Genomic DNA, 12,535 nt, shown 5'->3' on the forward strand with positions numbered 1-12,535 from the left:
CATCTTTGACAATCTGTATAGTTTTTTATAGAGGGAGTTCGCGAACCTCTCCCATGGATCTCATCCATGGATTTCAATTTTCAGTTGTCATATGAGCTGATCATAACAAAAGTTCCAGTAAGTATTATATCAGAAAAAACGAACATTAGAAGCTATTTTTCGTTATCCACATTTTACTTAATCCACACATTGCCAAAGGGCAGCATTTCACGCATCAAGCGCTTAAAGAAGCCTTCATCATTAATATCGTTCTCCAGCTTCTGATTCTCCCGGCCGGCCTGGAACAGAACGGTTCCGTGACCGGTCATCTTCCAGTGGTAGTTCATATGCTGACTGGCAAGGTGATTGCCGTACACCGTGAGCTCAAGCTTCGCATTCTCCGGATAGGCAATGATGCTGCCTGCATCCACATATAACGGAGCGGTTGGATGAAGCTCTTGTTCACAGACCTGTCCTTGGGTCAGGATCCCGATCGTACCTTTGCCGGAAAATTTCATCTTGATCGCATCCCGGGTAATGAGCATGTTCTTCAGCTTGAGAATGCGGGTCTGCATTTCAATTCCATCGCTATAAAATAGTAAATGCCGAAAATCGTACAGCAGATCGCTGTGCTCATCCAGGTCGATTCTTTTCATCGTAATACCCGGAGGGAGGGCACATACAAACTGGCAAGGCCCGCTCATTTCAGAGCGGATCAGCTTTCTTTTGCGGTACATGCCCTGGATGTTCGTCAAACGATCGTTCCGACCGCTTGAGGGCCCCCGATAGGCAACGATTTGCTGAGGGTGAAGGATATGAATCTTGTCTTGCTCCGTCAGTGAAAAGGTTGCTGCTTGACCGGACATACCCGGCGCATCCATACTTTGTGAGATTTGCATTGATCGAGATAATCTCCTCTAATCGATTGATTGTCATTGTGTGCACTGTAATCCTGGCGGGATCTAGTGTCTTGAAGCTCGGCGCATGCGGAACCGAATCACTCGGATGAACACAAAATACCCGATAATGAGCAGGACGCCCACAATCGCCGTATTGATAACTTTCTGCTGCGCAGCCTTACGATCAGCCTCGGCCTGCTGCATCTGTGAAACCAGCTGATTCAGATTGGCATTCTGCTTCATGAGCTCCTCATTCTGCTGAATCAGGTCTTCGTTTCTCTCCTGGAAGGCCTCCATGTTTTGTTTGGCGCTGTTCAGCTCATTCATCGTCTGCTCATAGCTTTGCTGCAATTGATTGACTTCCTCAGGGAGCTTAGAGTACTGCTCGTAACCGTTATATAGATTCTCCCAAAAGCCCGCATGTGTTCGGGCATCAGATATGAATAGTGTGATACTGTATAGGACCATTGTGAGAAGTGACAGCTTCATTCCTGTATTTCTCATCCAATCACCACCTTATTTTCAGAGTACATACAAGTGGTTGTTACCCGTTGTGAGTCTAGCGAAATCTGTTATTTTATACGAGATTTTCTTTTTAATTGTTTCATATTTCCCCATCGTTTGCTAATGAAAAGTTTGTAATGTTCTTGTTTAATCTTGTGATTAAGAGGGTAAGTAGAAGAAGGAACGGCACGAACGCTCAGCTCATCACCATCGATTGAATGATTTCCTAATGATATGAATCGAAACAACATATATAACAAATGAGAACGTAAGGATAATAGAAGGAGAACGATAACAATGATGAACAATCAAATGGAAAAAGAAGTACACAAGACGATTATGATTACAGTAAATGGAAAACCGGTAGGAAGCGGATATGTATTCGACGGCTATACACTTGCTCCCATTGATCACGAGCGATTGAATACCGAAGATAAAGTATTGGCCGTCTAAACGACACATATGAATTCACTCATTATAACCACTGATCTTGGAGATTGGTGGTTTTTTTGTCGTTTTGAGTCGAATTTACAAAGCCGAATCGCGTAAAGTCACATTTTTTTGCAATATTTTGTACCGAACATATGTTCCGTGACAATCAGTTGTCGATTTGAACTGTTAGTATTAAGAAAAGCCTTACAGGGGAGGAGAAATGATGAGTTCGATATTGGACGTATTTTGCACCTGGAATCGTGAAGTAATTTCTGTCTCTGGAGAAAACTCACTGTATTTGCTGATGGAGTGGCGCAGCGGTCCTCCTGCCAAGAGACAATCCAAGCTCACGCCCAAGCTCTTATATCGTGATGTAGAGCTGCTGCTTAAGCCGGAAGACGGGGTCATTATCAGAGCCGTACACGGAGCAAGAGCGAAGGAAACGGATGCAGGCTGGGTCTTGCAAATGGGAAGCGCTTATAAAGGAAAAACCAAAACATTACTGCTTGAGCTGGGAGTATCTTCACAGTCTGCCGGTAAAAAATCAGTATGCTCCGCCTACTGGAGTGCCTTCAAATCGAAACAGGAACAGCGCGTTCTCTTGCGCAGGGAGCAGATCTATCTGCAAATTTCAGCTCACTTGGGACTTATGAACAAGCAGCCTGATCCGAGAGTTCAAAAACATGTCAAGCTGAGCGAGACGACGGGAATCATGAAGCAGGCACTTCGCGCTTTTGAAAGAGGAAGAACAGAAGAAGGCTGCGAAATCATTAAGCGGCATACCGATGAACTGCTGATTATGGCTGTTAGATCGGGAGATTTAGAATATTACCGCGAAGCTCAGATTCTGATTCAGTTAGGCGAATATTATCAAATGACATATGAGAAATTAAATGATGAACATAGCGACACAGTCAGAGAATCATCCGGTACCTATTATCTTGAAGAAGATGATGAAGATTTCATAGAGAAGCAAGCTAAATAATGAATTCGAACACGAACAATATAGAGAAAGATCATCCGTTGTCTGCAGCGTTTATTATCGTATGAAGTTATACATAATGAAATAAAGGGTAATAACCGATATAAGTCTAAAGCACTATGTTAAAGGATGACGATAAGGATATCACTAGATAGAATGGACTATATGAATATAGGTCTATAGCACATGAGTTCATTTTAAAATGTTAAGTTTATCGTTGTAGGAGGATACGCATGACAGAGCGACTTATTCGATTAATGCGCATTATTACCTTGGTACAAGCGAAGCCTGGTATCTTGGCCAGAGAGCTTGCTGAACGCTGTGAGACGACGGAGCGCACCATCTACAGAGATATGGATGCCCTAAGTGCAATGCACATTCCGGTTGTAAATATGGGACATGGCCGGGGCTATCAGTTTATTAGCAGATTTGCACTTTATCCGCTGAACTGGACAGAGGAAGAAGATGCAGCCTTTGCAAAAGTAGCGGAGAAGATGGATCAGATTAAGCCGATCCTGCCCTCTGCTTTTGAAAGTGCTTATGAGAAGGTCATGGCTGCAAGCCTTAAGAAAAATAATGAACGAGTGGAATGGGCCGAGCAATTTGCAGCGGTTATGAAGCTGGGAGCCGGTTATGACAATGAGCAGGATGAGAAGGTGCTCGTGTCCATCGTTCAAGCTTCTGTCTTTCAGAATACGATGGAAGTGACGTACTCGTCGCCAGCTAAAGGAACAGAGGGACATATCGATGGAGGATCTGGCGACCGGTTAAGAATAGATCCCTATTATCTGCTTCCGAAGGAGCATCATTTTTATGTAATCGGTCATTGCCATCAAACAAATCGTGTTGAAGCACTGCGGATGAGCTGTATCAGAGAGGTAGATATCATGACACAGACATTCCGGCGCGAAACAGCGGAGCTGCAATCGTTTTTCAAAGAAACATGGTCTGTACATAAAGGTAACGAGCACACTACATACAGGGTTCGATTTAAGCCGCATGCCGCAGATCGGGTCAGAAGAAGTGAGATGCTGGTACAACCCGTGTTAATAGAGGAGCCAGGAGGAAGCCTGCTTCTTGAGATAACCTTGAATGATCACAAGGAGTTCATGGACTGGCTGGTCCAATATGGATCAGATGCGGAAATTCTCGAGCCCCCGCAGTATCGGAATGAATTGCGAGAGAGGCTCAAGACTTGGCTGGCGCTGTATGAGAATGAGGGTAGTATAGAGGCTTGATATAATAAATATCACGAATCGGATGATCCCAGCAATTTTGCCAGATCTCCAAATGGATTGTGCTTGTCTTCATCTCCGCTGGAATATACGAGCTTGGATTTGGTTCCTTCCTCTTCGGCAGCATTATTCTGCTCCAGCTTGAGCTGGTTGAAATGATGGATGAATACTTTGGCTGTATTCAGAGCGTCATCCAGTGCCCGGTGCTGCGTTCCGTCGAACTCGATGCCGCATAGCATTTGGGCCTGACTAAGACCAAGCTGACGTGGACCGCCTTCTTTGCGCAGGATGCGGGAGATTTGCTTCTGTACATCATTATGATTCATAATCCAGTTGACCTTCATTTGGTGCGTGCGGCAGTGGGAGACGAATTTGCTCTTATCATCCGGACCCCATGAACATAGAAAGTAGGATTCAGGAAGCCAGTTAATGAGCTCCTTCACTGCTTCAGGGAACAGCGGAGCTGCGTCGATATCCTTTTGTGTAATGCCTGTAAACTGGATGGTGTCCGCAGAGAGCACCGATTTATTAGAAGGTCTTACATACGTATGAAATGTATCCATTACAGCCAGTGTGCCGTCTTCACCTACGGGAGCTACCCTGACTGCACCGATATCAATAATTTCGGATGTGTAGCGTGTGCTTCGACTAACGGTAAATTCCAAGTCATAAATAATATAATTTAACATGATCAATAACTCCTTTCTGCTTGAGATGAGGCCTGTATACTATATTACCTGGTAGCTGCAAGACTGTCAGCGTATTTTCTTTCCACTTTGTGTTTAGAATGATAGAACTACAGCACGTTATATGGAAAAGGATTGACAATAATCAGTAAATCTATTATTCTGCTCTGTAAAATGTGAACAGCAATGAACAAGGACATGGTATATGCTAATAGCCTCCTGTCAGAGAAGAGATCCGTTAGTGCTGAGAGATCTCCAGGTAAGCTTCTTATACTCCTACCTTGGAGCTGCATATGGGTACGATATTTTGTTTGTATTCATCTGCCGGAAGCTCGGCACGTTAAGCCAGCGCAGAGGATCTCGCTTTGAAGAAAGGGCATGCCCGGACGATTTCGAGCAAGATTAAAATTAGGGTGGTACCACGACACTTTCGTCCCTGACGAGAGTGTCTTTTTTTGCGTTGTAATACACACACAAGGAGGAACATCGGTATGAAACAAAGTCAGCTGCTCGCCCCAACCTTAAGAGAAGCGCCTGCAGAAGCGGAGATCAGCAGTCACAAACTGCTGCTTCGCTCAGGAATGATTCGTCAGACGGCTTCTGGAGTGTACAGCTTCTTACCGCTGGGGAGAAGAGTGCTTCTTAAGATTGAGCGAATTATTCGTGAAGAAATGGACCGTATTGGTGCACAAGAGACCTTGCTGCCTTCGTTGCAGCCACTCGAGCTGTGGGACGAATCCGGAAGATCAGACGATTATGGACCAGAGCTGATGAGATTGCAAGATCGGCATGAACGCCCTTTTGCACTGGGGCCTACTCACGAAGAAGTCATTACATCGCTTGTACGTGATAATGTGCAGAGCTACCGCCAGCTGCCCGTTACACTGTATCAAATCAGTACCAAATATCGGGATGAGCGAAGACCACGATTTGGTGTGCTCCGTGGCCGTGAATTTACGATGAAGGATGCATACTCGTTCTCATCGACATATGAGGATTTGGATACGACATATACAGCAATGGGTGAGGCTTACTCCCGCATATTCACACGTCTGGGTCTGAGATTCAAGCAGGTTGAAGCCGATGCCGGGACGATTGGAGGCAGTGGTGAGACTCATGAGTATATGGCGCTAGCGGACATAGGTGAAGATACCATTGTTTTCTGTTCCCACTGCGACTATGCTGCTAATTTGGAGAAGGCTGGGTATGGAATGGCTCCGAGTCGTGATATCAGCATGGCTCTGGATACAGCGCAAGAGCAGCACAGAACTACAGCTAAGGTGAAGGTACACACACCGGGAATGAAGACCATTCGCGAAATAACACAATTTTTGAAAATAGAAGCTCAAGATGTAGTCAAGACCTTACTATATGTGGCAGATGGCAGGCCTATAGCTGTGCTTATTCGCGGCGATCATGAGGTCAATGAGATTAAACTGCAGAAGGTGCTGGGAGCACAGACCCTTGAACTCATGCCGGAAGAAATGAGCAGAGAACTTAATCTGCCTGTTGGATATCTTGGCCCCTATGATCTATCGATGACCGTCATTGCAGACCATGCGGTTACGAAGATGACGACGAGTGTCACAGGGGCTGGAGAGCAGGACTATCACTACGTTCGGTCTATTCCTGGACTGGATTTCACTTGGGATGAAGTTCATGATGTGCGAAATGCAGCCGACGGTGATACTTGTCCCTCATGCGGAGCAGCGCTGTCCTTCGAGCGAGGGATCGAAGTAGGTCATATATTCAAATTAGGTACAAAATACAGTGATGCAATGGGTGCCTCTGTCCTGGATCAGCAAGGGCAGCCGCAGGTGATGATCATGGGATGCTACGGAATTGGCGTGTCGCGTTTAGTGGGAGCAGTGGCAGAGCAATATGCCGAGGATGGTATGATGCACTGGCCTTGCGCGATCGCTCCGTATCATGTGCATATTATTCCTGTATCAAGCAAGGATGCGGTTCAAATGAAGCTTGCTGAGGAGATGGAGACAGCCTTGTCTAAGCTGGGGCTCGAAATCCTGGTCGATGATCGCAATGAACGGCCGGGAGTCAAATTCAAGGATGCTGATTTGTTCGGGATACCGCTAAGAATTATTGTAGGAAGAGAAGCTGCTGACGGGCGGGTGGAATGCAAGCTCTATACCGAAACGAAGCCTGAAGGAATTCTGGCGTCCAGCTGTTCTCTAGCAGAAATTATGGATCTGGTGAAGCAGCATGTTATACCCTATTTGTGAGAGTCAGATTAGATAATATAATATATTCGATTCTGCAAGATTTGACCCTGCCATATATCCTAACCTTGCTTGGTATAGAGGCAATCTATCATTTTTTGCTCGCAGAACTTAAATGACTAGAAACAGAGAAAAGTCCTGAACTTAGAGTTCAGGACTTTTCTTGAATCGCATCAAACTTAGGTGAAAATCTAATGTCGTCATATGATATTCTTCGTCTAACTTATCTCGTGGGTTTGCTATAATGATGAATTAATGGGTTGGTGTGACTTAGTACCTATACAATACGTAAAATATTACATATGTCACACTCTATTCACTCCTAAATAATTACTATATAACTATAATATCGGATCTTTGTTAAGGATATTAATAGTTTTTTGAAAATTTTTAGAATTTTTTTAGGAGTTAAGGTCATTTAAGGATGACTTTTGATCTATAGATCGCGCGTTTTTATGAAGCAGAAGGTAATTTTAATGTCTGACCCGGATAAATCCAGTGAGCGTTTTTAATCTTGTTGAGCTTTTGAATCGTTTGCCAGGTTGTGCCATGTTTCTTCGAAATGGAGTAGAGCGTATCACCGGATTTAACGACATATACCTTCGGTTCCTGGACAGATGGTGTTGTTGGTTTCGTTGGTTTAGTCGTTGTATCTGGTTGTTCCTCTTCAACCGGTGCTTCTGGAGCCGGTGTCTCTTCTACAGGAGTGGTTACTGTTGGAGCTGCCGCTTCTGCGATCCGTCCGTCTGTCGTTACAGCCGCGCTTCCCAGCTTCTGCAGATGTGTAATCAATGCTTCGTCCAGGGAGCCGTACATACCAGCTTGAGCATACTTGGTGAACATTTCATATTCGTCACCGCCGATGGCAGTGAAATCATTCGTTGCGAGTGTGTAAGTTGCTTCAGGATCGATTGGCTCGCTGCCTACCATTACGGAATGCACGCGGCTTCCTGGCTCCTTGGCTGGATCGATCTTAAAGCTGAAGCCGGAGATTTGCGGGAATCCGCCGCTCGTTTCAGGGTAGCTTTTTACCCCATTTTCCAGTGCGGCAATGACGTCTTCGCCTTTAACATTCAAAGTAACGATCTGATTGCCAAATGGCAGAACAGTAATAACCTCGCCTTTAGTTACCTCACCCTTCTCAATCGAAGCACGAATTCCGCCGCCATTGGTAAGGGCAATATCAGCGCCAGATACTTCACGAAGCGCATCCGCGATCAGATCACCCAGATTCGTCTCGCCTGCACGAACCTTCTCGCGTGTGCCTTCCAGATCCGTGGAGATGGTAGCTACGACTTCATCCAGAATTGGGGCTTGCTCTTCCGTCACAGAAGCAACAAGTGCGGCTACTTTCTCGTTAGGGGCGATGCCAGCAGCTTCAGTCTCATCAATCAAGGTTGCTTTCTTGGAGACGACTTTGCCTTCATCTACCCATAGATCAACCACACCGACATAATTCGTATATTCGCCGGCGCTTGCAACGAGTGTGCCATTGTCTGCAACGAGGCCGTCCTCAAGCACGGTGTGGCTGTGTCCGTCGATATAGATATCAATGCCGTCCACTTCATCCAAAATGTCAAAGGAGTTGTCCATATCTGAATCATCTTGACCGATATGAGCAAGCATAACGACAACATCCACTTCATCGCGAATTTCATCTACATATTTTTGAGCTTCATCTGAAGGATCGGTAAAATCGATCTCCTCCACGTTCTTAGGATTCGTCTTATAGGCTGTCTCTTGTGTCGTCAATCCAATGATACCGATCTTGACTCCATCGACTTCTTTAATAATGTAAGGCTCGTACAGGCTTGTCCCATCGGTTTTGAGTCTTACGTTAGCACTGATCGTTGGGAAATTAAGCTTGTCAGTCAGTGTAACTAGATGCTCCCAGCCATAATTGAATTCATGATTGCCAGGAACGAAGGCGTCATACCCCATCTCGTTCATGACTTTTATAATGCTCTCTCCATTTACCAGCGTAGCAAAGGTCGTTCCATGTACAGCGTCCCCTGCATCAAGAAACAGGGTGTTCGGGTTCTCAGCACGGTATTTGTCAAAGATCCCTGCTACCTTAGCGTAGCCCATATTTGGTGAAGACTCGACTGCACGGGCGTGTGAATCATTCGTATGTAATAGTGTAATGTGTGTCCCGCTGTTGTCCGGAGTAGTAACAGAACCTGTTGTTTCTGAAGCGGCGCTGGCAAGTCCTAAAGAACTAAATAATAGTGCAGTAGCCGCAGCTGAAGAAATTGCTGTTTTCCATTTAAACATAGATGGCCAACCCTCCCAAATTTTAACTTAAGCACATTCTATCAGAGAAATTAAATATAATCTTCATCATTTATGTAAAATATCTGCCGCCAACGTGACGTGAGGCTCTTTTTTTCACAAATTGTTACAAAATAGCTCGAAGTATACCATATTATCCCTTTGCGGTAAGTTTCTATTCCAGATCCTGATCTGTTCCTGTGCGATGTACGCGCATCTGAATAACGAAGCAGGTAGGGTCATGATGACTCCGTCTCGAGACGGAGTCATTTTCATGCTTGCAGTTCAGACCCTAAGCCGACGTTGAACAGCTGGATTACCGGTACAATGAGTTCAAATAGAGGAACAGGGAGAGGGTTACGGATGAGAGAAGAAATGATGGTAAACATGGTACGTATGGAAGAACTGAAGCTACATTATCTAGGACATGAGCGGCAGCCTTCATTCTATAATAATGGGTCAGAGAAGTCGGTTGTAAATAAGACATTAAAGACACGATTGTTAATTGCGATCTCAAGCCTGTTCGGAAGAAGGTAAGGAGCAGGGGTTGCAGAGTACAGACGATTGTAGCTGAGATAAGTCGCCTCTCCTGTCGAGAAGCGGCTTATTTCTGTAAGTGCTTAATATAGTGGAAGAAGTGTAACTAGTGAAAATGATACGTATTGGGGTTATACTGGATACAATTTCACAATTCGAATTCTGCACATTTAATAATGTACAATTGTAGAATTCTTAGCATTGATTACAGCAGCTAAAGGCATTATGAAATGATTTCGGGTAATAAATAAATGAAGAGATAGGATTCATTCTTATACAAGTGGAACGTTCAAATCATTGGAGGAGTTATATGGAGAAGCTGAGAGAACATAGACAATATGCTGAACTTAATAAATCGGAAGGATCAAGGGCGACGTATGAACGCGACTATTCCCGTTTGATCCATTCCCCAACCTTTAGAAGACTGCAGGGCAAATCCCAGGTGTTTGGAGCCGGAACAGGTGACTATTATCGGACACGGCTGACACATTCACTTGAGGTGGCCCAGATTGCGCGCGAAGCAGCCAAGAGTCTCTTAAGACGCTACCCCGATGTTGAAGAGCTTCGTGCCGATAATCCGGGACTTGTTATCGATCCGGAGGTCGTCGAATGCGCCTCGATCGCCCATGATTTTGGACATCCTCCGTTCGGTCATAAAGGGGAGGAAGTGCTGGGGAGCATTCTGAACGACTTGATTGAGGATAAGACCTTGTCGATTGTAGATCCCAGCGGAACAGGGAAATCCTCGAATCATCAGTATCGGACCGTAGAAGAGACGATGCGCCGGAAATACGAGCACTTTGAAGGGAACGCCCATAATTTCAGGCTGATTATGTTTCTGGAGAAGCGTGAGAATATAGACGGCCTTAATCTATCGGATGCGGTGCTCCTGGGCATCAATAAATATCCTTATCCCGGCACGGAGAACAGGAAGGGCATGTACCATCATGAATGGAGCTATATTAAGGAGATACGCAGCGAATGGGGCATACCGGCAGGCCAGAAGACCTTGGAAGCGCAGCTGATGGATCTATGTGATGACATTGCGTATTCCGCGCATGATCTGGAGGACGGAATCAAGGCTGGAAAGATTGAGGTGCATGAGCACTTCCTGCACGATCCTTATGTCAAAAGACTGATCGTAGACAAGATTATGACCTTGGATGATCCGTTCTGGATGGGATGGATGCCTGAGAAGATTGAGCCCAAAGTAGATGAGGTACTGAACGAATTCCTGCGGATTTGGAATGAGAAGCTTCCGGGCTGTGATCATGACTATTCCCGTACTCGGCGGGAGGTCAAAGCGTATTGGGTCAGCTTATTCGTAGCGGCTCTGGGAATTATTGATACGGGCGACTGGAAGAAGGTTACCTTTATAAAGGAAGGAAAGGAAGACCTCGATATGCTTCGTACCGTTAGTGTGCTGAAGAGCTTCGCGTGGGTGACGATGATCAAGGACCTAAGAGTCCAGCGCCAGCAAAAAAGAAGCGAGTGGATCATCCGCAGACTCTGGCATGCCTTCAATGATCCGGTTACTTCGAAGGCCATTATTCCAACCGACTGGCTGCAGCGGTATGAGAAGGATCAGGCTCGTCTGAGCCCGATATGGACCTGGGAGCATATGATTATTGATTACATTGCGGGGATGACGGATGCTTTTGCCGAGAAGATATATAACGAGCTCTATGGACTGAAGGTCGGCTCTATATATGACCTGGACTAAGCAGATAAGGAGATTACATCATGATGGAAACGAAGCGAATAGAACTCGGCATACTGGATCTTGTGCCAAGCCTCATGGACAGCTCACCGGAAGAGGCGATTCGCCGATCGGTAGAGCTGGCAATGGAAGGAGATCGTCTCGGGTATGCAAGGTATTGGACCTCAGAGCATCACAATCTGCCAGGCGTTGAATCGGCAAGCCCGGAAGTGCTGCTATCCCATATCGGGGCCCGGACTCATCAGATTAAGCTTGGTTCAGGAGCAGTACTCCTGCCCTATCATCATCCAATTCTAGTGGCAGAAAGATATAACCTGCTCTCTACCCTGTACCCTGGGCGAATCGAGCTTGGCATTGGCCGTGCTCCCGGCGGATCTGCCCATCTATCGATGGCTCTGGCGGGCAATTTTCTGCAGAAGGTGGCGGAATATCCGGATCGGGTCAAGGAGCTCCAGCAGCTCCTTCAAGGGGAGTATACCTATGAAGGGGAAGTAGTGGCTGCGAAGCCAGTCCCGGTCAGCGGCCCCGGTCTGTGGATGCTTGGCACGAATGTGAAGAGTGCAGACTATGCTGCAAGTTTAGGAACAGGTTATGTATTTGGCCAATTTATGAGTGAGCACGACGGGGCAGAGATGATTGAGAGATATACGGCAAATTTTGTTCCTTCCAAAAGTATGGTTAGACCTCAGGCCTTCATCGCAGTCAGTGTGATCTGTGCTCCAACGACGGAAGAAGCCCATTCCTGGAAGGAACAAGCTTCCGTCAAGCATCAGGAGAAGTCGTCTCCAGGTCTCCCTGCTGCTGAATATCCAGTCATTGTCGGGAACCCGGAGAAGGTAAGGGAAGAACTCATCAGGCTGAGTGAGCGTACACAATCCAGCAGCCTGCTGATCGCAACCCGTGCCGCCCGCTACGAGCAGAGGCTGGTGACATATCAATTGCTGGCGGAAGCAATGCAGCTTTCTTGATTAGGCAGACTATCATTCTCTATTGAAATAGCCATTGAATTGTACTTTTGCTATATAGCAAAAGAGAAGCAATTACATAGAATGG

11 protein-coding genes and 1 riboswitch are annotated in these 12,535 nt (G+C 45.9%); of the genes, 7 read left to right on the forward strand and 4 right to left on the reverse strand.

The genetic code is table 11. The features are described from left to right. Positions 1 to 11 precede the first annotated feature (11 nt). Positions 12 to 55: riboswitch (PreQ1 riboswitch) on the reverse strand. Positions 56 to 173: 118 nt separating this feature from the next. Both PUW25_RS05420 and PUW25_RS05425 read right to left on the reverse strand, forming a co-directional pair. Beyond that, positions 174 to 878 carry an AIM24 family protein gene (locus tag PUW25_RS05420; protein ID WP_047912227.1) on the reverse strand — a complete coding sequence of 235 codons (705 nt, stop codon included), beginning with the start codon at positions 876 to 878 and terminating at the stop codon, positions 174 to 176. Positions 879 to 941: 63 nt separating this feature from the next. Then, a complete protein-coding gene (locus PUW25_RS05425) occupies positions 942 to 1,382 on the reverse strand; it encodes an MreC domain-containing protein (RefSeq protein WP_274338222.1) in 441 nt (146 codons plus the stop codon). 297 nt (positions 1,383 to 1,679) lie between these two features. Here PUW25_RS05425 and PUW25_RS05430 point away from each other — a divergent pair, with 297 nt between their 5' ends. From PUW25_RS05430 to PUW25_RS05440, 3 genes are all read left to right on the forward strand, one after another. Beyond that, positions 1,680 to 1,835, forward strand: a complete 156-nt coding sequence (locus PUW25_RS05430; protein WP_193746050.1) for a hypothetical protein — start codon at positions 1,680 to 1,682, stop codon at positions 1,833 to 1,835. A 202-nt stretch (positions 1,836 to 2,037) separates the two neighbouring features. Continuing rightward, positions 2,038 to 2,799 (forward strand): hypothetical protein, encoded by a 762-nt coding sequence (locus PUW25_RS05435; RefSeq protein WP_047912226.1) that lies wholly within the window; start codon positions 2,038 to 2,040, stop codon positions 2,797 to 2,799. 230 nt (positions 2,800 to 3,029) lie between these two features. After that, positions 3,030 to 4,034 (forward strand): helix-turn-helix transcriptional regulator, encoded by a 1,005-nt coding sequence (locus tag PUW25_RS05440; protein WP_274338547.1) that lies wholly within the window; start codon positions 3,030 to 3,032, stop codon positions 4,032 to 4,034. 11 nt (positions 4,035 to 4,045) lie between these two features. On the opposite strand, the gene PUW25_RS05445 is transcribed toward PUW25_RS05440, so the two are convergent. Then, positions 4,046 to 4,720 (reverse strand): 3'-5' exonuclease, encoded by a 675-nt coding sequence (locus PUW25_RS05445; protein ID WP_047912224.1) that lies wholly within the window; start codon positions 4,718 to 4,720, stop codon positions 4,046 to 4,048. Between the two features lie 488 nt (positions 4,721 to 5,208). Between PUW25_RS05445 and PUW25_RS05450 the strand changes: the two genes are divergently transcribed. Continuing rightward, entirely contained in the window at positions 5,209 to 6,957 is a 1,749-nt protein-coding gene (locus PUW25_RS05450; RefSeq protein ID WP_274338223.1) for a proline--tRNA ligase, read from the forward strand. A 450-nt stretch (positions 6,958 to 7,407) separates the two neighbouring features. On the opposite strand, the gene PUW25_RS05455 is transcribed toward PUW25_RS05450, so the two are convergent. After that, complete coding sequence (locus PUW25_RS05455; RefSeq protein WP_274338548.1) at positions 7,408 to 9,228, reverse strand: 5'-nucleotidase C-terminal domain-containing protein; 1,821 nt, start codon at positions 9,226 to 9,228, stop codon at positions 7,408 to 7,410. Positions 9,229 to 9,588: 360 nt separating this feature from the next. Here PUW25_RS05455 and PUW25_RS05460 point away from each other — a divergent pair, with 360 nt between their 5' ends. From PUW25_RS05460 to PUW25_RS05470, 3 genes are all read left to right on the forward strand, one after another. Next, complete coding sequence (locus tag PUW25_RS05460) at positions 9,589 to 9,762, forward strand: hypothetical protein (RefSeq protein ID WP_193746048.1); 174 nt, start codon at positions 9,589 to 9,591, stop codon at positions 9,760 to 9,762. Positions 9,763 to 10,072: 310 nt separating this feature from the next. Then, positions 10,073 to 11,485, forward strand: a complete 1,413-nt coding sequence (locus PUW25_RS05465) for a deoxyguanosinetriphosphate triphosphohydrolase family protein (RefSeq protein ID WP_274338549.1) — start codon at positions 10,073 to 10,075, stop codon at positions 11,483 to 11,485. A gap of 20 nt (positions 11,486 to 11,505) precedes the next feature. Then, positions 11,506 to 12,450 carry an MsnO8 family LLM class oxidoreductase gene (locus PUW25_RS05470; RefSeq protein WP_047912220.1) on the forward strand — a complete coding sequence of 315 codons (945 nt, stop codon included), beginning with the start codon at positions 11,506 to 11,508 and terminating at the stop codon, positions 12,448 to 12,450. Positions 12,451 to 12,535 lie beyond the last annotated feature (85 nt).

The organism is Paenibacillus urinalis, assembly GCF_028747985.1.
In the GTDB taxonomy this organism is placed as follows: domain Bacteria; phylum Bacillota; class Bacilli; order Paenibacillales; family Paenibacillaceae; genus Paenibacillus; species Paenibacillus urinalis.

Excerpts from the sequence above, each read along its gene's own strand:
- PUW25_RS05460 (WP_193746048.1), top strand. The coding sequence starts at position 9,589 with ATGAGAGAAGAAATGATGGTAAACATGGTACGTATGGAAGAACTGAAG.
- PUW25_RS05455 (WP_274338548.1), bottom strand. The coding sequence starts at position 9,228 with ATGTTTAAATGGAAAACAGCAATTTCTTCAGCTGCGGCTACTGCACTA.
- PUW25_RS05470 (WP_047912220.1), top strand. The coding sequence starts at position 11,506 with ATGATGGAAACGAAGCGAATAGAACTCGGCATACTGGATCTTGTGCCA.
- PUW25_RS05425 (WP_274338222.1), bottom strand. The coding sequence starts at position 1,382 with ATGAGAAATACAGGAATGAAGCTGTCACTTCTCACAATGGTCCTATAC.
- PUW25_RS05435 (WP_047912226.1), top strand. The coding sequence starts at position 2,038 with ATGAGTTCGATATTGGACGTATTTTGCACCTGGAATCGTGAAGTAATT.
- PUW25_RS05420 (WP_047912227.1), bottom strand. The coding sequence starts at position 878 with ATGCAAATCTCACAAAGTATGGATGCGCCGGGTATGTCCGGTCAAGCA.
- PUW25_RS05450 (WP_274338223.1), top strand. The coding sequence starts at position 5,209 with ATGAAACAAAGTCAGCTGCTCGCCCCAACCTTAAGAGAAGCGCCTGCA.
- PUW25_RS05445 (WP_047912224.1), bottom strand. The coding sequence starts at position 4,720 with ATGTTAAATTATATTATTTATGACTTGGAATTTACCGTTAGTCGAAGC.
- PUW25_RS05440 (WP_274338547.1), top strand. The coding sequence starts at position 3,030 with ATGACAGAGCGACTTATTCGATTAATGCGCATTATTACCTTGGTACAA.
- PUW25_RS05430 (WP_193746050.1), top strand. The coding sequence starts at position 1,680 with ATGATGAACAATCAAATGGAAAAAGAAGTACACAAGACGATTATGATT.
- PUW25_RS05465 (WP_274338549.1), top strand. The coding sequence starts at position 10,073 with ATGGAGAAGCTGAGAGAACATAGACAATATGCTGAACTTAATAAATCG.